The following is a 25,563-nucleotide window of genomic DNA, read 5'->3' as shown; positions in this document are numbered from 1 at the left end:
CCCTACTCTTCGTCATTCCGCAGGCCCGCGTTCCACCCGCCGCTCGGTCAGTCGAGGGCGATGCCGAATTCCTTGCCGAGAAAGTCGTAGATTTCCTCGGCCGATGCGGACTGAAGTCCTTCGGTGACGTCCACCACCTGTGTCGTCACCGCTTCCTGGCTCTTCTCGTCCCACCGCGACAGGAGGCCGTTCAGACGCACCTTTGTCTGCGCGCGGGCGATGTCGTCCAACTGGACCGCCGCCAGTGCGGATTCCAGCTGCTCGATGTGGTCGAGCACGTATTTCTCCGGCGATACGCCCGAATCGACGAGTTCTTCCTTCAGGTAATCGGCGAGTGCCTGCGGCGTCGGATAGTCGAATATCAGGCTGGCCGGGAGCCGCATTCCGGTGACCGTCGTGAGGCGGTTGCGGAAGTCGACGGCGGTGAGCGAGTCGAAGCCGAGTTCCTTGAAGGCCCGGTCGCGGTCGACGGCTCCCTGGTCGCTGTGTCCGAGCACCGTCGCCGCCTGGCCGCACACCAGCTCCGTGAGGACGCGTTCCTGTCCTTCCACCGTGAGCCCGGTCAGCTGTTGCGTCAGTGAGCCGGGATCCGCGGTCGGTCCTGAGGCGGCGCCGCGCCGGGCCGTGGTCCGCACCAGGCCGCGCAGTACCGGCGGGAGCGCATCGCCCTGTGTGCGCAGCGCCTTGAGGTCGAGGCGTACGGGCAGGGTCCAGGGCCGCCCCGCCGCGAGCGCGGTGTCGAACAGCGACAGTCCTTCCCCCGTGGTCAGCGGCACCAGACCGGCGCGTGCCATGCGCTGGAGGTCCGCCTGGGCGAGGTGCCCTGTGATGCCGCTGCTCTGCGCCCAGAGCCCCCACGAGAGGGTGGTCACCGGCAGCCCCTGGGCGTGGCGGTGGTGAGCCAGTTCGTCCAGGAAGGCGTTGGCGGCGGCGTAGTTCGCCTGGCCGGGGGCGCCGAACACGGCGGCGGCCGAGGAGAACAGCACGAACGCCGACAGGTCGTGGTCCCGGGTCAGTTCGTGCAGATGCCAGGCGCCGGCCGCTTTGGGCTCCAGTACGCCGTCGATCCGCTCCGGTGTCAGCGAGCCGACGACGCCGTCATCGGCCACCCCCGCGGCATGGACGACCGCGGTCAGCGGATGCTGCGGCAGGATGCCGGCCAGCAGTTCCGCGACGGCCGTACGGTCGCCGATGTCGCAGGCGGCGACCACGACCTCGGCGCCGAGCGCGGTCAGCTCCGCCCGCAGTTCCTCCGCTCCGGTCGCCTTCGGTCCCCGGCGGCTGACCAGCAGCAGGCGCCGCACGCCGTGCGCCGTCACCAGATGCCGGGCCAGCAGTCCGCCGAGTACGCCGGTGGCACCGGTGATCAGAACGGTTCCTGCGGCGTGAGCAGGCAGGGATGCGGCTTCGGAGGCGGGGACGGGCAGGAATGCGGCTGCCGGAGTCTCGTCGTCCACCGCCACACGGGCCAGCCGGGGAACAAGGAACTCCCCCGCGCGCAGCGCCACTTGTGGCTCGCCCGCGCTCATCGCGGCGGGCAGCGCCTGCCACGACGCGTCCTCCTCGTCCAGGTCCACCAGGACGATCCGGCCCGGGTGCTCGGTCTGGGCCGACCGCAAGAGCGCCAGGGCGGATGAGAGGGCGAGGTCGGCGGGGTCGGTGGCGCCGAGCCCGACGCCGCCACGGGTGAGGACGACCAGACGGGTCGCGTCGAGCCGCTCGTCGGCGAGCCATTCCTGCGCGAGCCGCAACGCGTGGTGGCTCAGGGCACGCACCTCGTCGATCAGCTGCCGCCCCGTCCCAGGCGTTCCGGAAGCCGCGGGCAGCGGTGCGAGAACAATGGCCGGCATCGGCGCACCGGCATCCACCGCCGCCAGCAGCGCGCCGACGTCCGCGTACGAGTACGGCGTGCCACCGAGCCGTTCGGCCGGTCCCGGTGCGTCGGAGCCCAGGAGAGCCCATGCCTGCGGGTCGTCCATGAGCGCGGCGGCGTCGGCGCTGTCCGGCAGTTGGGCCGGCGCCGTCCAGTCGACCTGGAACAGCGCGTCGTGATATGCGGTGCGTACGCTGCGCAGGGCGTCGGCCGACACCTCGCGCCACCGCAGCGAATCCGCCGTGAACACCGGCGCGCCCGCGCTGTCGATGGCCGTCACCGACACGGTGTCCGCCCCCGTGCGGTGGAACCGGACGCGGAGCGCGGTGGCGCCCGTCGCGTGGAGCCGTACGCCGCTCCAGGAGAACGGCAGGGCGGGAGCCGCGGCGTCCTCCAGTGCGGTCAGCATGGGGGCGTGCAGGGTCGCGTCCAGAAGGGCCGGGTGCAGGGCGTACCCCGCGTCCTCACCGGTCTGTCCGTTCCCGCGGCCGTTCCCCTCGTCGGGCAGGACCACCTCGGCGAAGACGTCGTCGCCGAGGCGCCAGACCCGGCGCAGGCCCTGGAACGCCGGGCCGTACGCGTATCCCTGCTCGCCGAGCGATGCGTAGACGCCGGTGGTTCCCTGATCCGTTTCGACGGCGCCGGGAGGCGGCCACTCGGACACCGGAACGCTCTGCGGACCGGCGGCAAGGGGACCGTTCGCGAGCGTGCCCGTGGCGTGCTGGGTCCACGGGGATCCGGCGTCGTCCCCGCCGTCGGACCGCGCATGGACACCGAACTCCCGCCGTCCTTCCTCGTCCGCATCCGAGACGGTGACTTGGAGCTGGACGGCGCCCTGGTCCGGCAGGATCAGCGGCGCGGTGAGGGTCAGTTCGTCGATGCGGTCATAGCCGACCTGATCACCGGCGCGGAGGGCGAGTTCGACGAAGGCGGTGCCGGGCAGCAGGACTGTGCCGAGGATGGCGTGATCGGCCAGCCACGGGTGGCTCTGCAACGACAGGCGCCCGGTGAGGATCACACCGTCGCCGTCCGCGAACTCAACAGCCGCGCCCAGCAGCGGGTGACCGGCCGCGCTCAGACCCGCCGACGCCACATCCGCCGACGCCCCGCCTTCCGACGCCGACAGCCAATACCGCTCGCGCTGGAACGCGTAGGTCGGCAGGTCGACGCGACGAGCACCCGAACCCGCGTAGAACTTCTCCCAAGCGACGCCGGCACCCCGCACCCAAGCCTGCGCCAGAGCCATCACCGCCGACTGCGCCTCGGGACGACCCCGGCGCAGGACGGGGAACGCCACCGAGCCCGAAGAATCACTGACGCAGTCGGGAACGAGCGCCGAAAGGACACCGTCCGGCCCGACTTCGAGGAACGTCCGTACGCCCTCGCTCTCCATCTCGCGTACGGCATCGGCGAACCGCACGGGCCGCCGCACGTGCTCCACCCAGTAGTCGAGGGACGCGATCTCGTCGGTGACGGAATCGCCGGTCACCGCGGACACCATCGCCACGCTCGGGGCGGCGAACGTGACGTCGCTGATCGCCGAGCGGAAGTCGTCCAGCATCGGGTCCATCAGCGGCGAGTGGAACGCATGGCTGACCGTGAGCCGCTTGGACTTGCGTCCCTTGGCCTCAAAGGTCTGCGCGAGTTCGATGACCGTGGCCTCCTGCCCGGAGAGGACGACGGACCGGGGCCCGTTGATCGCGGCCATGCTCACCCGGTCCTCGCAACCGGACAGCAGGGGAAGGACTTCTTCCTCGGTCGCCTCGACGGACACCATCGCCCCGCCGGGCGGCAGCGCCTGCATCAACTTGCCGCGCGCCACCACCAGTTGAGCCGCATCCGCGAGCGAGAACACCCCCGCCACATGCGCAGCAGCGATCTCCCCCACCGAATGCCCGGCCAGCACATCCGGCCGCACACCCCACGACTCCAGCAATCGGTAGAGCGACACCTCGACCGCGAACAGCGCCGGCTGCGTCAGGCCCGTCTCGTCGAGCCCCTCCCCCGACCAGACCGCCTCGCGCAACGACCCGCCCAGTAGCGGGTCGAGATGCGCACGCACCTCGTCGAAAGCTGACGCGAACACCGGGAAGGAGTCGTACAGCTCCCGGCCCATCCCCGCCCACTGCGCACCCTGACCGGTGAAGACGACACCCAGTCGGCCCTGCGCCACCGCCCCGGACACCACACCAGGGCCGCCGGAGCCATGGCCTGACGCCAACTCACCCAAGCTGTCCAGGAGTTGGCTGTCCGTCTCCGCTACCACCACCGCCCGGTGCTCGAACGCCGAACGTGACGATGCCAGCGACCACCCGACGTCCACCGCCGACGCGTCACCGTCGGCGGCGAAGTCCCGAAGCCGTGCCGCCTGCCCGCGCAATGCCTCCGCCGACCGGCCCGACACCACCCACGGCACCACCACCGGGACAACGGCGTCAGCACCGGCCTCGTCCGGCTCCACCGCCACCGGCGCCTGCTCCAACACCACATGCGCATTCGTGCCGCTCGCGCCGAAGGAGGACACCGCTGCGCGGCGCATCCGTTCCGTCTGCGGCCAGTCCCGTGCCTCGCGCAACAGCTCCACCGCGCCGGCGGACCAGTCGATGTACGGCGAGGGCTCATCGGCGTGCAGCGTCCGCGGCAGGACACCCTCCCGCATCGCCATCACCATCTTGATCACGCCTGCGACACCGGCGGCGGCCTGCGTGTGTCCGATGTTCGACTTCAACGAGCCCAGCCACAACGGGCGATCCGCGTCCCGGTCCTGGCCGTAGGTCGCCAGCAGCGCTTCGGCCTCGATCGGGTCGCCGAGCCTGGTGCCCGTGCCGTGTGCCTCGACCGCGTCCACATCGGCGGTGGAGAGTCCGGCAACCGCCAGAGCCTGGCGGATCACCCGCTGCTGCGACGGGCCGTTCGGCGCCGTCAGACCATTGCTCGCCCCGTCCTGATTCACGGCCGAGCCGCGCACCACCGCCAGCACCCGGTGCCCGTTCCGCCGGGCATCCGACAGCCGCTCCACCAGGAGCATCCCCGCTCCCTCGGACCACCCGGTCCCGTCGGCGTCGGCCGAAAACGCCTTGCACCGGCCGTCAGGGGACAGCCCGCGCTGGCGGCTGAACTCGATGAACGTGCCGGGAGTTGACATCACCGTCACTCCGCCGACCAGGGCCATGGAGCACTCGCCCGAGCGCAGCGACTGTCCCGCCAGATGCAGCGCGACCAGCGACGACGAGCACGCCGTGTCCACCGTCATCGCGGGTCCGACGAGGCCGAGGGTGTAGGCGATACGGCCTGCGACGACGCTCGCGGCGTTGCCGGTCATGAGGTAGCCGTCGATGTCCTTCGGCGCCCTGGTCATCATCGTGGCGTAGTCCTGGCCGTTGCCTCCGGCGAAGACGCCGACCTGGGTGCCGCGTACCGTCTCCGGGTCGATCCCGGCGTGTTCGAAGGTCTCCCAGGACGTCTCCAGCAGCAGCCGCTGCTGCGGGTCCATCGCCAGCGCCTCACGCGGCGAGATGCCGAAGAATCCGGCGTCGAACTCCCCCGCCTCGTAAAGGAATCCGCCCTCACGCGCATACGACGTCCCCGAACTCGCCGGATCGGGGTCGTACAGGCCGTCGACATCCCAGCCGCGGTCCGCCGGAAATCCCGACACCGCGTCGACCCCTTCGACGGCCAGCCGCCACAGCCCCTCCGGCGACCGCACCCCGCCCGGGAAGCGGCACGCCATACCGACGATCGCCAGCGGTTCCGATGGGTCGGTGATCGCGCCTGCGGTGACGGCCTCCGGCGAGTCCGTGCTCAGGAGTACGTCCCGCAGGTGGCGGGCGACGGCGTCGGGGGTCGGGTAGTCGAAGACGGCGGATGTCGGGAGGCGCAGCCCGGTGGCCGCGTGGAGTCGATTGCGTACCTCGACGGCGGTGAGCGAGGTGAGCCCCAGGTCGTTGAAGACCTGCCGGCCGTCGATCGCTTCCCGGTCGGCGTATCCGAGTACGGCGGCGACCTCGGTGCGTACGAGGTCCCGCAGGTGGCGTTCCTGATCGGCGGCGCTCAGGCCCTCGATGTGGGCGCGCAGCGCGGCGGAGCCGTCGTGGTCGGCCGGTTGCTCGTCGTCCGGGCGGTCGGCGTCGAGTGCCGCGCGGAATGCGGGAAGGTCTTCCACGGTCCGCCGGACGCGCGGGGGGAGGCCCGAGGCGAGTACCCGTTCCCAGTCGACTCGCGCGACGGTGACGCAGGCGCGGTGTTGCCGTACCAGGTCGCTCAGCAGGGAAAGGGCCGCGTCGGCGGGGATGGGCGCAAGGCTCTGCGGCCAGGAGTGCGGGCCGTCGCTTCTGCCGGCGGGGTCCTGGGCGTCGGTGGAGGCAGTGTGGTCGGTGGTCGTCCACGGGCCCCAGGTGACCGATGTGGCCGCCAGCCCTTGCGCTCGCCGGTGCCGGGCCAGCGCGTCGGCGCATGCCTGTCCGGCCGCGGCGCCGCTCCGCCCCGGGCTTCCGACCAGGGTTTCGGCCGGTGAGAAGAGGACGAAGGCGGAGAGGTCCGTGTTCCGGGTGAGTTCGTGGAGGTTCCACAGCGCCGCTGTGTGGGTGTCGAGCAGTGGCCCGCACTGCTGCGCCGCCAGGGGTGCGAGGTCACGGTGCCCGTCGTCGCCGTCGTCAAGACCTGCGGCGTGGACGACGGCGGTCAGCGGGTGCGCCGCGGGCACCGAGGCGAGGGCGGCGGCGAGTGCTTCCCTGTCGGCCTCGTCGCAGGGCGCCACCGTGACGCCGACCTCGATGCCACCGAGGTCGTTCACCAGCTCCGACACGCCTGGCGCCGAGGTGGCGTCCCGGCCGGTCAGCAGCAGGTGCTGGGCGCCCTGGGCGGCCAGCCACCGTGCCACCGCCTGCCCCGCCGTGCCGGTGCCGCCGGTGACGAGGACCGTTCCCCGGACGTCCCAGCCCTGCGCGGTGGTGTCCTCGCGGCCGTGCGGCAGCGCACGGTTCACCGGGGCCAGCCGGCGTACATAGGTGCCGGTCGGCCGCACCGCTACCTGGTCGTCCCCGCCGTCCGGGGCCGTGACCACGGCGGCCAGTCGCGCCCAGTCGTCCGGTCGCGGTACGGCGGGCATGTCCACGACGCCGCCCCAGCTCCGTGACCGTTCCCAGGCGAGCACGCGTGCCAGCCCCCAGAGGGCGGCCTGCGCGGGCCGGTCCGCGGGGTCCTCCGGCTGGGCCGGGACGGCTCCGGTGGTGACGCACCACACGGGCGCTGCCACTTCGGCCCGTTCGACCGCCTCGGCGAGCGCCAAAGCGGCGGTCGCGGCGGACGAGCCGATCGGGCCGGTCGGGCCGGTCGAGCCGGTCTCCTGTGAGAGCAGGGACAGCACGCCACCGAGTGGCGCGCCGTCCGCCGCCGCCCGGCTCCCGAGTTGCCGGACGCGCCGGGTGAGCGCATCCGCATCGAGACTGCCGCCGTCGACGCCCACAACGACACCACGCACCCCGTGCGCGTCCAGAGCCTCGACGGTCCCGGAGGCCGCGTCGCCCTCCTCGGCCCCTTCGGGAACGCACACCACCCACGTTGCCTTCGTCTTCGTCGCGGCGATTGCCCCACTGCCGCCCAGCGGTTTCCACACCACCTGGTACTGCCAAGGCTCTGCGGTCGGTTCGTCCGCTGTGGACGGCAGCAGCCAGTACCGCTCGCGCTGGAAGGCGTACGTCGGAAGATCCACGCGACGGGCCCGGGAGCCGGTGTAGAACGACGACCAGTCGGCGTCCGCACCGCGCACGAACACCTGGGCCAGCGCGGTTACGGCCGACTGCGGCTCGGGGCGGTCCCGGCGCAGTACGGGAACGGCTGCGGACAAGCCGGGTTCGCCGACGCACTCAGGAACGAGGGCCGAGAGGACACCGTCCGGCCCGACCTCCAGGAACGTCCGTACGCCCTTGCTCTCCATCGCCCGCACGGCATCGGCGAACCGCACCGGGCGGCGTACGTGCTCGACCCAATAATCCGGCGAAGCGATCTCGTCGGTCACGGACTCGCCGGTCACCGCGGACACCATCGCCATGCCCGGAGCGGCGAACTCCAGACCACTGATCGCCGAGCGGAAATCGTCCAGCATCGGATCCATCAGCGGCGAATGGAACGCATGGCTGACCGTGAGCCGCTTCGTCTTGTGCCCCTGCGCCCGGAGCAGGGACTCGATCTCCCCGACGGCCGCTCCGTCACCCGAGATGACGACGGATCGAGGGCCGTTCACCGCGGCCACACTCACCCGGTCCGCACGACCGGACAGCAGCGGCACCACCTCATCCTCGGCAGCCAGCACCGACAGCATCGCCCCGCCGGACGGCAGCTCTTGCATCAACCTGCCGCGTGCCACCACCAGTTGGGCGGCGTCCGCGAGCGAGAACACCCCCGCCACATGCGCAGCCGCGATCTCCCCCACCGAATGCCCGCCCACCACACTCGGCCGGACACCCCACGACTCCACCAACCGGAACAGCGCCACTTCCACCGCGAACAGGGCGGGCTGCGTCAGGCCGGTCTCGTCAAGCCCCTCCCCCGACCAGACCGCCTCACGCAACGACGCCCCACCCAACAACGGGTCGAGATGGCCACACACCTCGTCAAAGGCGGACGCGAACACCGGGAAGGACCCGTACAATTCCCGGCCCATCCCCGCCCGTTGCGCACCCTGGCCGGTGAAGAGGACACCCAGACGGCCAGGCGCCACCGCCCCCGACACCACACCAGGACGGGCGGCGCCGTCGGCACCGTCGCCTGATGTCAACGCGTCCAGGCCGTCGATGAGTTGCTCGCGCGCTTCCCCGATCACCACCGCCCGGTGCTCGAACACCGAACGTGACGACGCCAACGACCACCCGACGTCGCACGCCGACGCATCACCGCCGGCGACGGACTCCCGAAGCCGCGCCGCCTGCCCTCGCAACGCCGCCGCCGAACGTCCCGACACCACCCACGGCGTCACCACCGGGACAACGGCGTCACCACCGGCCTCATCCGGCTCCACCGCCACCGGCGCCTGCTCCAACACCACATGCGCATTCGTCCCGCTGACGCCGAAGGACGAGACACCGGCCCGGCGCGGACGATCCGCCGCCTCCGGCCACTCGCGCGCCTCCCGCAACAGCTCCACCGCGCCCGACGACCAGTCCACGTGCGGCGAGGGCTCATCAGCGTGCAATGTCCGCGGCAGCACACCCGCCCGCATCGCCATCACCATCTTGATCACACCGGCGACGCCGGCGGCGTGCTGCGTGTGGGCCAGGTTCGACTTGACCGAGCCCAGCCACAGCGGGCGGTCCGCGTCCCGGTTCCGGCCGTAGGTCGCCAACAGCGCCTCGGCCTCGATCGGGTCGCCGAGCCTGGTCCCCGTGCCGTGTCCCTCGACCGCGTCCACGTCGGCGGCCGTCAGCCCGGCGTTCGCCAGGGCCTGGCGGATGACCCGCTGCTGGGCGGGGCCGTTCGGCGCGGTCAGGCCGTTGCTGGCGCCGTCCTGGTTCACGGCGGAGCCCCGGACCACGGCCAGTACCCGGTGCCCGTTCCTGTGGGCGTCCGACAGCCGCTCGACGAGCAGCATGCCGATGCCTTCGCCCCACCCGGTGCCGTCCGCTTCCGCGCCGAAGGAGTTGCACCGGCCGTCGGCGGACAGGCCGCGCTGCCGGCTGAACTCCACGAACGTGCCGGGAGTTGACATCACCATCACTCCGCCGACGAGCGCCATGGTGCAGTCGCCTGACCGCAGGGACTGCGCGGCGAGGTGCAGGGCCACCAGCGACGACGAGCACGCCGTGTCGAGCGTGACGGCCGGGCCTGCCAGTCCGATGTGGTAGGCGATCCGCCCGGACATGACGCTGGCGGTGCCGCCGGTGAGCATCAGCCCTTCGACGTTCTTCGGTGCGTGGTGCATGCGGGGGCCGTAGTCCTGGCCGGTGGCTCCGACGAAGACGCCGGTGGGGGTGGTGCGCAGGGTCGTCGGATCGATGCCCGCGTGTTCGAAGGTCTCCCAGGAGGTCTCCAGCAGCAGCCGCTGCTGCGGGTCCATCGCCAGCGCCTCACGCGGCGAGATGCCGAAGAAACCGGCGTCGAACTCCCCCGCGTCGTAAAGGAATCCGCCCTCACGCGCATACGACGTGCCCGAGTGCTCCGGGTCGGGGTCGTACAGGCCGTCGACGTCCCAGCCGCGGTCCGCCGGAAATCCCGACACCGCGTCGACGCCGTCGGACACCAGCCGCCACAGTCCCTCCGGCGAGCGCACCCCGCCCGGAAAGCGGCAGGCCATTCCGACAATCGCGATCGGCTCGTATGCCTTGTTCTCCGCTTCGCGCAGCAATTTGCGTGCTTCGTGCGCGTCGGCGACGGCTCGTTTGAGATAGTCGCGGAGTTTCGCCTCGTCAGCCACGTGCTTCCCCCTGTGTTGCCAGTTGACGTTGCCTGTTGCGGTCAGCCGAGTTCGTCGATCAGCGCGAACAGCTCGTCGTCGCTGGCGGAATCGATGTCGGGTGCGTCGGTGCCGGAACGGGAAGTGGAGTGCGCGGAGCCGGAGTTGGCGCCGTTCCCCGTCGTTCCGGTGCTGCGGGCGCCGTGGGTGGTGCCGCAGATGGCCAGCAGTTCCCGCAGCCCGTTGATCATCCGTTCGCGGTCGCCGTCACTGTTGCCGTCGCTGTCGTCGGAGGCGACCGCCGCGCGCAGCGTGCTCTTCAGCCGTTCGATGTCGGCCAGCACGGGCTCCACCGCGGACACCTCGTCGAGTACGAACTGCGCGCGCAGGTACTGGGCCAGTTCGCCGGCCGTCGGATGGTCGAAGACGACCGCGGTCGGCAGCCGGAGTCCGGTGGCGGCGCCCAGCCGGTTGCGCAGTTCGACGGCGGTGAGCGAGTCGAAGCCGAGTTCCTTGAACGCGCGGTCCCCTGCCACGCTGTCGGCGCTGCTGTGCCCCAGGACCGTGGCCACCTGGGCGAGGACCAGGTCCGTGAGGAACGGTGTCCGTTCCCGTTCCGGCATTCCCTGTAGCCGCTGCTGGAGGGACGGCGCAGCGCCGGTCCCGTTCGTGTCTGCGGCTGCCGCCCTCCGGGTCCTGCGCTCCCCGCCGCCTCCCGTGCCGCGGACCAGGCCGCGGAGCAGGGCGGGGGCGGTGTCGCCCTGGGCCCGCAGTGCCGCGGTGTCGAGCCGGGTGGGGGCGACGACGGCTGCGCCGGTGCGCTGTGCGGCGTCGTACAGCGCCATGCCGTCCTGCGAGGACAGTGCCAGCAGTCCGCTCCTGGCCATCCGCTGGTGGTCGGCGTCGGTGAGGTGTCCCGTCATGCCGCTGGCCTCGGCCCACAGCCCCCAGGCGAGGGAGGTGGCGGCCAGGCCCTGTGCCCTGCGGTGGGCGGCGAGGGCGTCCAGGAAGGCGTTGGCCGCGGCGTAGTTGGCCTGGCCAGGCGTGCCGAGGAGTCCGGCGAAGGAGGAGTAGAGGACGAAGGCCGACAGGTCGAGGTCCCGGGTCAGTTCGTGGAGGTTCCAGGCGGCGTCCACCTTGGGCCGCAGGACCGTGTCCAGCTGCTTCGGGGTCAGGGCGGCCACCACACCGTCGTCGAGTACGCCGGCGGTGTGGACGACCGCGGTGAGCGGGTGCTCGGGCGGTACGGCGGCCAGCAGGGCGGCCAGGGCGTCGCGGTCGGCGACGTCGCAGGCGGCGACGGTGACCCGGGCGCCGAGGTCCCGCAGCTCGTCCTCAAGTGCCGCCGCGCCGGGGGCCCGGGGCCCGCTGCGGCTGACGAGCAGGAGGTTGCGCGCCTTGTGCTCCGTCACCAGATGCCGGGCGGTGAGTGCTCCCAGGGCGCCCGTCGCGCCGGTGATGAGCACCGTGCCCTCGGGGTCCAGGGGCGCGGGAACGGTCAGGACGAGCTTCCCGACGGCCTTGGCCTGGGACAGGTGACGGAACGCCTCGGGTGCCCGGCGCACATCCCAGGTGGTCACGGGCAGCGGTTGCAGCACGCCACGCTCGAACAGGCCGAGTACCTCGGTCAGGATTTCCTGGAGGCGTTCGGGGACCGCGCCCGCGCTGTCCGGTTCGGTGCGGGCGAGCGCCGTCAGGTCGTAGACCTGGTAGCTCACCCCCGGGTGTGCCGCCTCGACCTCCGCCGCATCGCGGATGTCGGTCTTGCCCATTTCCAGGAAGCGACCGCCCGGGGACAGCAGCCGCAGGGACGCGTCGATGTGCTCGTCCGCCAGGGAGTTGAGCACCACGTCCACTCCCTCGCCGCCGGTGGCGGCCAGGAACTCGTCGTGGAAGTCCAGGGTCCGGGAATGGGCGATGTGGTCGTCGTCGAGACCGAGCGAGCGCAGTGTGTCCCACTTGGCCGGGCTGGCCGTCCCGTACACCTCGGCCCCGAGATGGCGGGCCAGTTGGACCGCCGCGATGCCCACGCCACCGGCCGCCGCGTGGACGAGTACGGAGTCGCCGGGGCGTACGTGGCCCAGGTCGACCAGGCCGTAGTAGGCGGTGAGGAAGACCACCGGCACCGAGGCTGCCTGGGCGAACGACCATCCCTCGGGGATCTTGGCGAGCAGTCTGCGGTCGGCCACCGCCACCGGCCCGAAGGCGCCGTCGAAGTAGCCCATGACCTTGTCCCCCGGCGCCAGGCCGGTGACGCCGGGGCCGGTCGCCAGCACGACGCCGGCGCCCTCCGCGCCCATCAGGGCATGCTGCTCGGGCACCATGCCCAGAGCGATCAGTACGTCCCGGAAGTTCAGGCCCGCGGCGCGGACGGCGATGCGTACCTGCCCCGGTCCGAGCGGCTCCTTCACCTCCGGGCAGGGGACGGCTTCGAGGTTCTCCAGCGTCCCCTTCCCCTCCAGGACCAGCCGCCACTGCGGGGCCCCCGGAGGCGGCACGAGGACCTGTCCGGCCGTGCCCCGTGACAGCCGGGGTGCCAGGAGCTGTCCGTTCCGGATCGCGATCTGCTGCTCGTCCGTCGCCATCGCCGCGGACAGCGCTGCCGTCGAGACGGGCCGCCCGTCGGTGTCGATGAGCGCGAAACGCTCCGGGTTCTCGGTCTGCGCCGTACGCACCAGACCCCAGACCGCGGAAGCCGGCAGGTCGATCGGGCCGTCGGCGCCACCGCCCGCCGAAGTGGCGACGGCGTTCCGCGTCACCACGACCAGCCGCGAGGAGCCGAACCGCTCGTCCGCCAGCCAGGACTGGACGGTGTCGAGGGTCTGTTGGGCCACGTCGTGTGTGCCTTGCGCGATGCCGACGTCAGGAGCGGAATCGGCGCCTGCGCCTGCGCCTGCGTCGGCGTCGGCAGGTGGCGTGGCGACGGTCAGCAGGACCGTGCCGGGTACGGGGCTGCCGTCGGAGTCGATCGCCTGGGCCAAGGCGGCAAGGTCCGCGTGGACGGGGAGCAGTGCGGCCGGGGTCAGCGTTTCGGCGAGGTGCAGGGGGTCGGCTCCCAGTACGGACCAGGGTTCGTCCCCCGCGCCCCCCTCAGCGGCCTCTCGGGCGGCAAGCGGCGTCCAGTCGAGGTGGTACAGCGCGTCATGCATGACATCGGTACGCGCGGCGAGCCGCCCTCCCTGCGCCATCGGCCGCAGGGTCAGCTCATCCGCCGTCGCCACCAGCGCGCCCGCCTGGTCCATCGCCACGAGGGACACCGACGTGGTGGCGGCAGCGTCCGCATCTCCACCGCCGCTGTCCGGTGCGGACACGGACAGCCGCACCCGCAACGACGCCGCACCGGAGGCGTGCAGGCGCACACCCGCCCAGGCGAAGGGCAGAACCGTACGTGACGGCTCGGCCTCGTCGGAGAAGCCGGGCAGCAGCGTGTGCAGGGCGGCGTCCAGGAGGGCCGGATGCAGGGTGAACGCCTTGGCGTCAGAACGCAGTTCCTCCGGCAGTTCGACCTCGGCGAAGATCTCATCCGCGCTCCGCCACACACGACGCAGCCCCCGGAAGGCAGGCCCGTAGTCGTAGCCCTGCCGGGCGAGCCGGTCGTACGCACCGTCGAGCACGACCTCATCGGCACCGGGCGGCGGCCAGGCAGCCGAGGGGGCGGGCGGCTGAGGGGCGTCGTCCACCGCGAGCAGCCCGGTGGCGTGGCACGTCCAAGAAGGGGCGCCATCGGAGTCGCCGTCGGGGCGGGAGTGGATGTTCACCGCACGACGCCCGGACGCGTCCTCGTCACCGACGACGACCTGCAACCGGACGCTTTCCCGCTCGGGCAGAACCAGCGGCGCGGCCAGCGTCAGCTCCTCCAGCACCGCACAGCCCACCTGATCCCCGCCACGCACCGCCAACTCGACCAACGCCGTGCCCGGCACCACCACACTGCCCAGCACGGTGTGATCCGCCAGCCACGGATACGCGCCCACCGACAGCCGCCCCGTCAGCACCACCCCGGACCCGTCGGCCAACTCCACCGCGGCGCCCAGCAACGGGTGGTCAGCGGCGCGCAGTCCGGCCGCGCTGACATCGCCTGCGGCGGCGCCCCTGGCGAGCCAGAAGTTCTCGCGCTGGAAGGCGTAGGTCGGCAGGTCCACCGGCCGGGCCCCGGTCCCGGCGAACACCTGCCGCCAGTCCACCTCGACACCACGCACCCACGCCTCGGCCACCGACGACAGGAACTGATCCGCACCCCCTTGACCTCGGCGCAGGGACCGCACCGCGACCACATCGGCGCCAAGCGCCTCGGCCGCCTCCTCGATGCCGTACGTAAGCACCGGATGCGCGCTGACCTCGATGAACGCGTCATGCCCCTGCCCAATGAGCGACTCGACGACTTCGCCGAACCGAACCTCCTGCCGCAGATTACGGAACCAGTACCCCGCATCCATCGAGGACGTATCGATCGGCCGGCCCTCGACCGTCGAATGGAAGGGAACTTCGGACGCACGAGGCTCAAGCGACGCCAGTGAAGCCACCAACTCGCCCTCGATACGCTCCACTTGGAAGGAGTGGGAGGCGTAGTCGACGGGGATCAGACGGGCCCGGACGCCCTCGGCGTCGTAGGCGGCGACGAGGGAGGTGATGGCCTTCGCATCGCCCGACACCACCGTGGAATTCGGCCCGTTGACGGCGGCGATGCCTACTTGGTCGTCCGCGCCGATCCGCTCACGCACCTGAGCCTCGGGCAACGCGATGGACGCCATACCGCCCGGACCCGTCAGCTCGCGTCCGATGACCTGCGAACGCAACGCGACGACGCGGGCGCCGTCTTCCAGTGACAGCGCGCCCGCCACTACGGCGGCAGCAATCTCACCCTGCGAGTGGCCCACCACACCGGACGGCACCACACCCAGCGAACGCCACAACTCTGCAAGCGACACCATCACCGCCCACGACACCGGCTGCACCACATCCACCCGATCCAGCGCGGCACCCTCCCGCAGGACCGAAGCCAACGACCAGTCGACATACGGCGCCAGAGCCACCTCACACCGGCCCATCCACTCCGCGAACACCGGGGAATCAGCGAGCAGTTCGGCAGCCATTCCCGTCCACTGCGTCCCCTGCCCCGGGAAGACGAACACCACCCCGGAGCGCGCACCGCCCACCGCATCGGTCACCTGCTCCGCACCCGAGGCAAGCGCCTCCAGACCCGACAGCAGCTCGTCGCGGCCCGACCCCAGCACCACCGCACGTCGCTCGAACACCGACCGCGACGATGCCAGCGACCAGCCCACATTGGCGGCCGAAAGCGAACCGTTCTCCTCCACGTACGCCCGAAGCCGCGCCGCCTGCCCCCGCAGTGCCTCCGGCGACCGGCCCGACACCACCCACGGCGTCACGGCCGGAGCCGAGGCCGGAGTCGGGGTCGGAGCCACGTCGCCGGCCTCCGCCTCTTCCGGTGCGGCCTGCTCCAACACCACATGGGCATTCGTCCCGCTGATGCCGAAGGACGAGACACCGGCCCGACGCGGACGATCCGCCGCCTCCGGCCACCCACGCGCCTCACGCAACAACTCCACCGCACCCGAAGACCAGTCCACATGCGGCGACGGCTCATCCGCATGCAACGTCCGCGGAAGAACCCCCTCCCGCATCGCCATCACCATCTTGATGACGCCCCCCACACCGGCCGCCGCCTGCGTATGCCCGATGTTCGACTTCAACGACCCCAGCCACAAAGGCCGATCCGCATCCCGCTCCTGGCCGTACGTCGCCAACAGCGCCTCAGCCTCGATCGGATCGCCAAGACGCGTCCCCGTGCCGTGCGCCTCCACCACGTCCACACCGGCACCCGGCACACCCGCATTCGCCAACGCCTGACGAATCACCCGCTGCTGAGACGGACCGTTCGGCGCCGTCAGACCATTGCTCGCCCCGTCCTGATTCACCGCCGAGCCACGCACCACCGCCAGCACCCGATGACCGTTCCGCCGGGCATCCGACAGCCGCTCCAGGAGCAGCATGCCCACGCCCTCTCCCCAGCCGGTGCCGTCGGCGTCGGCGGAGAAGGACTTGCAGCGGCCGTCGGGTGACAGCCCACGCTGCCGACTGAACTCCACGAACGTGCCGGGCGTGGACATCACCGTCGCGCCGCCCGCGAGCGCCATCGAGCACTCGCCCGAGCGCAGCGCCTGCGCCGCCAGATGCAGGGCCACCAGCGACGACGAGCACGCCGTGTCCACCGTCACGGCAGGACCCACCAGGCCGAAGGTGTACGCCAGGCGGCCGGAGAGGACGCTTCCGGTATTGCCCGTGAGGAGAATGCCTTCCAGCTCCTCCGGCATCTGGTGCACGGGCGGGGCGTAGTCGTGGTACATCAGCCCGGCGAACACTCCGGTCCGGGTGCCCTGGGCCGTTGCCGGGTCGATGCCTGCCTGCTCGAAGGTCTCCCAGACGGTTTCCAGCAGCAGGCGCTGCTGGGGGTCCATCGCCAGCGCCTCGCGCGGCGAGATGCCGAAGAAGGCGGGGTCGAACGCGCCCGCTTCGTGGAGGAAGCCGCCCTCCCGTACGTAGCTCTTGCCCGGACGGTCGGGGTCCGGATCGTAGAGGTCATCGGCCCAGCCGCGGCCGGTCGGGAAGGTCGAGATCGCGTCGGTGCCGTCCGCCACCAGCCGCCACAGGTCTTCCGGGGAGGCCACTCCGCCCGGGTAGCGGCAGGCCATGCCGACGATCGCGATGGGCTCGTCGGCCGTGGCGGGGCTCGCGGATGCCGGTGCGGCGGTCGTGGCCGGGGTGTCCGGGGCGCGCGTGTCCACGTACTGGTCCATGAGCAGACCGACGATGGCCTCGGGGGTCGGGTAGTCGAAGAGGAGCGTCGCCGGGAGGGTCAGTCCCGTCGCGGTGTTCAGCCGGTTGCGCAGTTCGACCGACGTGAGGGAGTCGAATCCAGCGTCCTTGAAGGCGCGGTCGGCGGGGAGCGCGGCTGTTCCGCCGAGTCCCAGTACGGCGACCGCCTGGTTGCGGACCAGTTCGCGCAGCGTGCGCCGCTGCTCCGGTTCCGTCAGCGCTGCCAGACGCTCGATGAGGGACGAGCCGGCAGCCTCACGTTTCCGCTGTTCACGCCGGGTACGTCGAGGTCGGGTGCCGGGCACGAGGCTCCGGAGGAACGGCGGGACGTCGTCCGCATCCGCCCGTGTCCGCAGGGCCTCGGTGTCAAGGCGCATGGGCACCAGCAGGGCGGTGTCCCGCTCGCCGGTCGGTGCGTCGATGGCGGCGTCGAACAGTGCCAGGCCGTCCTGTTCGGAGAGCGGCGCCACACCCGTGCGGGCCATGCGCGCCATGTCCTGGCGCCCGAGACCTTCGGCCATTCCGCCGCTCTGTTCCCACAGCCCCCAGGCCAGGGACAGCGCCGGCAGGTCCTGGGCCCGGCGGTGGGCGGCCAGGGCGTCGAGGAAGGCGTTGGCAGCCGCGTAGTTGCCCTGGCCCGCGGCGCCTATGAGACCGGAGATCGACGAGTAGAGGACGAAGGCGGAGAGCTGCGTGCGCCGGGTCAGCTCGTGCAGGTTCCAGGCGGCTGTGATCTTGGGCCGCAGTACCTTTTCGAGGCGTTCCGGCGTCAGGGCGCTGATGATCCCGTCGTCCAGTACGCCTGCTGCGTGCACGACGGCGGTCAGCGGGTGCCCGGCTGGCAACTCGGCCAGGATTGCGGCCAGTTGGTCGCGGTCGGCGGCGTCGCACGCGGCCAGCGTGACCTGACATCCGATGGCGGTCAGCTCCTCGCGCAGGCCACGCGCTCCGGGCGCGTCCGCTCCGCGGCGGCTGAGCAGCAGCAGATGACGTACGCCGTGCGCGCGGACGAGGTGGTGGGCGAGCAGCCCTCCCAGCCGTCCCGACGCGCCCGTGATCAGCACCGTGCCGTCGGGGTCGAAAGCGGGCCCGGAGCCCGCTGCGGAAGCCGGCAGCCGGACCAGGCGGGGTACGTGTACGTCGCCGCCGCGCACCGCGACCTGCGGCTCGCCCGCGGCCAGGGCGGCGGGCAGCGCCTCGCTCGCGGGCGCGTCCGCGTCGACCAGCACGAACCGGTCGGGGTGCTCGGTCTGTGCCGTCCGCAGCAGCCCCCACACACCGGCCACAGCGGGGTCGACGGCGGTGCCGCTCGCCCCCGCGCCCTCGGCGTTCTCGACGCTATCGACATCAACGGCGCCTCGCGTGAGCAGCACCAGCCGCGAGGTGGCGAACTGCTCGTCGGACAGCCATGACTGGACCAGTTCGAGGGTCCGCCGCGTCAGGGCGAGCGCCGCCACGCCGGCATCGTGCCCGATGCCGTCGGCGGAGGGCGCGGCAAGCTCCACGGCGACGGTCTCCGGCCAGGTCTCTTCGTCACCGCCGCGCATGGCGCCGGTCAGGGAATCGACGTCAGGGAAGTACCGCGTGCCCTGCGGCAAGCTCGCCTGCGGCTCGGTCTTCTGCCACTCCACCCGGAACAGCGAGGTGTCGTCCTCCGCACGAGCCGCGTCACGCAACGCGTCGGCGGACACCTCGCGCCACAGCAACGACTCCACGGCCGCGACCTGCGTGCCGGCGCCGTCGGCAACGGTCAGCGCAACAGTCTCCTGGCCGACCGGGGCGATCCGGACGCGCAGGGCCGGGCCGAGGACCGCGGACACGCTCACCCCGGCCCAGGAGAACGGCAGGCTCAGCGACCGGGAGTCGGGCTGCGCACCGCCCTCGCCCGTCGTACGGTGCGCGTCGACGGCGCGCGGGCCGGGCAGCAACGGGTGCAGCGCGGCATCGAGGAGCGCGGGATGGAGCACGTACTCACCGGCGTCGGACCGCTGCTCATCAGCCAGAACGACCTCGGCGAACAGCTCCTCGCCGCGCCGCCACACCCGCTGCAACCCCCGGAACGCCGGACCGTAGTCGTAACCGTCCGCCGCGAGCCGGTCGTACACCCCGTCGGTGTCCACCTCCACCGCGTCCGCCGGAGGCCACACGGACAGATCCGCCGCACCGCTGTCGAACTGATCGTGATCGGTCCGTGACGCCACCAGCGTGCCGTGCGCATGCCGAACCCAGGACGGGTCCGAACCCCCGTCCGCCGCCGACGCCCTGCTCGCGGGCCGCGAGTGAATGCCCAGCTCGCGCCGTCCTTCTTCGTCCGCGTCCGAGACGGTGACTTGGAGCTGGACGGCGCCCTGGTCCGGCAGGATCAGCGGCGCGGTGAGGGTCAGTTCGTCGATGCGGTCACAGCCGACCTGATCACCGGCACGGAGGGCGAGTTCGACGAAGGCGGTGCCGGGCAGCAGGACCGTGCCGAGGATGGCGTGATCGGCCAGCCACGGGTGACTCTGCAACGACAGACGACCGGTGAGGATCACACCGTGGCCGTCCGCAAGCTCAACAGCCGCACCCAGCAAGGGATGCCCGGCGGCGTTCAGCCCTGCCGACGCCACATCGGCCGACGCCCCGCCTTCCGGTGCCGACAGCCAGTACCGCTCGCGCTGGAACGCGTAGGTCGGCAGGTCGATGCGACGGGCGCCCGAACCCTCGTACAGGGCACCCCAGTCGGCGTCTGCTCCCCGCACCCAAGCCTGTGCCAGAGCCATCACCGCCGACTGCGGCTCGGCGCGATCCCGGCGCAGGACGGGGAACGCCGCTGTCGTGACTGCCTCGCTGACGCAGTCGGGAACGAGCGCCGAAAGGACACCGTCCGGCCCGACCTCCAGGAACGTCCGTACGCCTTCCCTCTCCATCTCGCGTACAGCATCGGCGAACCGCACCGGGCGGCGTACGTGCTCGACCCAATAGTCCGGCGAAGCGATCTCGTCGGTCATGGACGCGCCGGTCACCGCGGACACCATCGCCATGCCCGGAGCGGCGAACTCCAGACCGCTGATCGCCGAGCGGAAGTCGTCCAGCATCGGATCCATCAACGGCGAATGGAACGCATGGCTGACGGACAGCTTCTTGACCTTACGGCCCTGCTCCCGGAGCAACGCGCCGATCTCCGCGACGGCCTCACCCGCACCCGAAATCACCACGGAGCGCGGCCCGTTCACCGCGGCCACGCTCACCCGGCCCTCATGACCGGACAGCAGCGGCAGGATTTCGTCCTCGGTGGCCAGGACCGACAGCATCGCCCCGCCGGACGGCAGCGCCTGCATCAACTTGCCGCGCGCCACCACCAGTTGAGCCGCATCCGCGAGCGAGAACACCCCCGCCACATGCGCGGCAGCAATCTCCCCCACCGAATGCCCGGCCAGCACATCCGGCCGCACACCCCACGACTCCAGCAGGCGGTAAAGCGACACCTCCACCGCAAACAGCGCCGGCTGCGTCAACCCCGTCTCGTGGAGCCCCTCACCCGACCACACCACCTCACGCAACGACCCACCCAGCAACGGGTCGAGATACGAACACACCTCATCAAAGGCAGCGGCGAACACCGGGAAGGACTCGTACAACTCCCTTCCCATCCCCGCCCGCTGCGCGCCCTGACCGGTGAAGAGCAGGCCCAGCCGACCGGGCACCTCCGCCCCCACCACGACACCTGGGCCGTCGCCGTCCTGGGCTATCAACGCACCCATACCATCGAGGAGTTGCCCGCTCCCCTCCCCGACCACCACCGCCCGATGCTCGAACACCGAACGCGACGACGCCAACGACCACCCCACATCAACAGCGCTCACGTCGTCAGCGCTCACGTCGTCAGCGTTCACATCACCGGCGGCGAACTCCCGAAGCCGCTCCGCCTGCCCCCGCAAGGCATCGGCCGACCGGCCCGACACCACCCACGGCATCACCACCGGGACAACGGCGTCACCACCGGCCGCATCCGGCTCCACCGGCGTCTGCTCCACCGGTGCCTGCTCCAACACCACATGCGCATTCGTCCCACTGATGCCGAAGGACGACACGGCCGCACGCCGAGGGCGAGGTTCGTTCGCGGGCCACTCGTGCTCTTCCCGAAGCAGCTTCATCGCGCCGGATGACCAGTCGATGTACGGCGAGGGCTCATCGGCGTGCAATGTCCGCGGCAGCACGCCCTCCCGCATCGCCATCACCATCTTGATCACACCAGCCACACCAGCCGCGGCCTGCGTATGCCCGATGTTCGACTTCAACGACCCCAGCCACAAAGGCCGATCCGCATCCCGCTCCTGGCCGTACGTCGCCAACAACGCCTCAGCCTCGATCGGATCGCCAAGACGCGTCCCCGTGCCATGCGCCTCCACCACGTCCACACCGGCACCCGGCACACCCGCATTCGCCAACGCCTGACGAATCACCCGCTGCTGAGACGGACCGTTCGGCGCCGTCAGACCATTGCTCGCCCCGTCCTGATTCACCGCCGAACCCCGCACCACCGCCAGCACCCGATGACCGTTCCGCCGGGCATCCGACAGCCGCTCCACCAGCAGCATCCCCACACCCTCTGACCACCCGGTCCCGTCGGCAGCCGCCGAAAACGCCTTGCACCGGCCGTCAGGGGACAGCCCGCGCTGCCGGCTGAACTCCACGAACATGCCGGGGTTGGACATCACCGTGGCGCCACCGGCGAGCGCCATCGAGCACTCGCCTGACCGCAGCGCCTGCGTGGCCATGTGCAGCGCGACCAGCGACGACGAGCACGCCGTGTCGATCGTCATCGCGGGTCCGGTCAGCCCCAGCTGATAGGCGATCCGCCCGGACATGATGCTGGCGGTTCCGCCCGTCAGTACGTGCCCTCCGACGCTGTCCGGGGCCTGGTGCATGCGCGGGCCGTAGTCCTGGGCGGTGGCGCCGATGAAGACACCGGTTTCCGTGCCCCTGTGGTCTACGGGATCGAGGCCGGCCCGCTCGTACGCCTCCCATGCCGTCTCCAGCAGCAGCCGCTGCTGCGGGTCCATCGCCAGCGCCTCGCGGGGTGAGATTCCGAAGAAGCCGGCATCGAATTCGCCCGCTGAGGAAAGGAATCCGCCCCGGGTGACATAGCTCTTTCCGGAGCCGTCGGGGTCCGGGTCGTACAGGGAATCGAGTTCCCATCCGCGGTCGGTCGGGAACTCCGACAGCACGTCATCGCCCTGTGTCACGACCTGCCAGAGGTCTTCCGGCGATGACACCCCGCCAGGGAATCGGCACGCCATTCCCACGATCGCCACCGGCTCGTCGAGGGCAGCCGCAACAGGCCGTACGGAAGCTTCCGCCGCTTCGCCGAGCACTTCATCGTGCAGGTATGCGACGAGTTCCCGTGGGGTCGGGTAGTCGAAGAGCAGGCCGCTCGGCAGCCGGAGTTCGGTGGCCGCGGCCAGCGCGTTCCGGAATTCGACAGCGGCCATGGAGTCGAATCCGAGGTCGGTGAAGGGCGTCCGCAGCTCGACTGTCTTTGTTCCGGGGTATCCGAGTACCGCGGAGATGTGTGAGGAGACCTCTTCGGCCACCACCCGTTTCTGCTCGTCGGCCGGAAGGCCCGCCAGTCGGCCCGCCAACCCCTTTCGTGCGCTGGGCTCTTCGGCCGCAGCCACTCCGCTCTGCGGATTGGCCGCAACAGGGCTGTGGTCAGGCCCCGTCAGCCAATAGCTCGCACGCTGAAAGGCATACGTCGGCAATTCGACACGGCGGGCGCCCGACCCCCGGTACAGGGCACCCCAATCGGCATCCGCACCCCGCACATATGCCTGAGCCAGCGCGGTGACCGCGGACAGCGGCTCGGCGCGGTCCCGGCGCAGCAGCGGTATCGCGGCGGCTTCGCCCGCGTCGTTCAAGCAGTCCGGAATGAGCGCCGAGAGCACGGCGTCCGGGCCGACTTCCAGGAAGGTGCGTACGCCATCCCGTTCCATCGCCCGCACGGCATCCGCGAATCGCACCGGCTGCCGTACATGTTCGACCCAGAATTCCGGCGAAGTGACCCGTTCGGAAACCATGGGGATCGTCGGCTTCGCAAAGGTGAGTCCGGACACCACGGCACGGAATTCGTCGAGCATCGGGTCCATCAGCGGTGAGTGGAACGCATGGCTGACGGACAGCTTCTTGACCTTACGGCCCTGCTCCCGGAGCAACGCGCCGATCTCCGCGACAGCCTCACCCGCACCCGAAATCACCACGGAACGCGGCCCGTTCACCGCGGCCACACTCACCCGGTCCGCACGACCGGACAGCAGCGGCACCACCTCATCCTCGGCAGCCAGCACCGACAGCATCGCGCCGCCCGACGGCAACGCCTGCATCAACCGCCCCCGAGCCACCACCAGTTGTGCCGCATCCGCGAGCGAGAACACCCCCGCCACATGCGCAGCAGCAATCTCCCCCACCGAATGCCCGCCCACCACACTCGGCCGGACACCCCACGACTCCAGCAGGCGGTAAAGCGCCACCTCCACCGCAAACAGCGCCGGCTGCGTCAACCCCGTCCCATCGAGCCCCTCCCCCGACCACACCACCTCACGCAACGACCCACCCAGCAACGGGTCGACATGCGCACACACCTCATCGAAAGCCGACGCGAACACCGGGAACGCCTCATACAACTCCCGGCCCATCCCCGCCCGCTGGGCACCCTGACCGGTGAAGACGACACCCAGTCGGCCGGGCACCACCGCCCCCGCCACCACACCCGGAGCACCAGAAGCGCCTGGCGCGCCAGGCCCCACGGTGACGCCACCCGAGGCCAGAACATCCAGCCCGTCGAGCAGTTGGCCGCGCCTCTCCGCAACCACCACCGCCCGGTGCTCGAACGCCGACCGCGACGACGCCAACGACCACCCCACGTCAATGGCGCTCGCCTCGCCGGCGTTCACGTCACCGTCGGCGACGAACTCCCGCAGCCGCGCCGCCTGCCCCCGCAAGGCATCGGCCGACCGGCCCGACACCACCCACGGCGTCACCACCGGAGCGACAACGTCACCGCTGGGCTCCCCGCCTCTTTCTCCTGCGACGGTGCGCCCCGCCACGGGTGCCTCCGCCAGGACGACATGGCAGTTGGTACCGCCCATGCCGAATGAGCTGACGCCGGCGATCAGGGGCTCGTCGCCCTGCGGCCAAGGCCCTGGCTCCCGTTGCACGGTCAGGTTCAGCTCGTCGAGGGGGATGCGCGGGTTCGGGGTCTCGTAGTTGAGGCTGGCGGGCAGTTCGCGGTGGGTCAGGCTGAGTACGGTCTTGAGCAGGCCGCTGATTCCCGCGGCGCCTTCCAGATGGCCCAGGTTGGTCTTCACCGAGCCGACCCGCAGCGGGTTGCGCCGCCCCGGCACGGCGCCCAGTGCCGCTCCCAGTGCCTCGGCCTCCACGGGGTCGCCCACCTTGGTGCCGGTGCCGTGCAGCTCCACGTACTGGACGGCCGACGGTGCCACCCCGGCCCGTTCGTAGGCGGCGCGCAGCACGGACTCCTGGGCCTGCGGGCTGGGGGTGGTCATGCTGCTGCCCGCGCCGTTGTTCACGGCGCTGCCGCGGATCACGCAGTAGATGCGGTCGCCGTCGGCCAGCGCGCGGGACAGCGGCTTGAGGAGCACGGCTCCGCCGCCTTCGCCCCTGACGTAGCCGTCGGCGCGGGCGTCGAAGGTGAAGCAGCGGCCGTGGGGCGAGAGGCCGCCCCATTTGGCGGAGATGACGGAACTCTCGGCGAGGAGGGTGAGGTTGATGCCGCCGGCGATGGCCTGGTCGGACTCTCCCTTGCGCAGGCTCTCGCAGGCGAGGTGGACGGCGACGAGGGAGGACGACTGGCCGGTGTCGACCGTCAGGCTGGGGCCTTGTGCTCTGAGGAAGTAGGACAGGCGGTTGGCGATGACGCCGCGGTGGATGCCGGTCATGGCGTGCTGGGCGCCGCCGCCCAGCGCACCGTCCCCGTGTCCGTCCGCGGTCGCCGCGCCCCTGACCAGCCGTGCGTAGTCGTCCCAGATCGCGCCCACGAAGACGCCGAGCCGGCTTCCCGCCACCGTGTCCGCTATGACGCCGGCGTCCTCCAGTGCCTCCCACCCGAGTTCCAGCATGATCCGCTGCTGGGGGTCCATGAAGGTGGCCTCGCGGGGTGAGAGGCGAAAGAAGTCGGCGTCGAACAGGTCGACGCCGTCCAGGAACGAGCCGAATGTGGAGTTCATACGGCCGGGGGCGGATGCGTCGGGGTCGTAGAACTCCTCGGCGTTCCAGCGTTCTTCGGGGACCTCGGTGACCGAATGGCGGCCACCGCGCAGCAGGTCCCAGAACTGCCGGGCCGACGAAGCGTGCGGGAATCGGCAGGATACGCCGACAATCGCTATCGCTTCCTCGGCCCGCGAGGAATCACCGTGCTCCACAACAGCCGTGTTATTCATAGCCCGACCCCGTCAGCAAGAAGCGGATTCCA

The 25,563-nt window shown here is 71.2% G+C and carries 2 protein-coding genes; both read right to left on the bottom strand.

The window, feature by feature from the left end:
* Positions 1-47 precede the first annotated feature (47 nt).
* Positions 48-10,325, bottom strand: coding sequence for an SDR family NAD(P)-dependent oxidoreductase (locus tag ACIBK8_RS09800; protein WP_399041228.1), 10,278 nt, complete (start codon positions 10,323-10,325; stop codon positions 48-50).
* Complete coding sequence (locus ACIBK8_RS09795; protein WP_399041171.1) at positions 10,322-25,531, bottom strand: SDR family NAD(P)-dependent oxidoreductase; 15,210 nt, start codon at positions 25,529-25,531, stop codon at positions 10,322-10,324. Before ACIBK8_RS09795 ends, ACIBK8_RS09800 begins: the two co-directional genes overlap by 4 nt.
* Positions 25,532-25,563 lie beyond the last annotated feature (32 nt).

The sequence above is a fragment of the Streptomyces sp. NPDC050161 genome (genome assembly GCF_044460025.1).
In the GTDB taxonomy this organism is placed as follows: domain Bacteria; phylum Actinomycetota; class Actinomycetes; order Streptomycetales; family Streptomycetaceae; genus Streptomyces.
This window is presented reverse-complemented; position numbering and strand designations above follow the sequence as displayed.

What these genes read in the sequence shown, in the direction of transcription:
- ACIBK8_RS09795 (WP_399041171.1), bottom strand. Translation starts at nt 25,531, where the DNA reads ATGAATAACACGGCTGTTGTGGAGCACGGTGATTCCTCGCGGGCCGAG.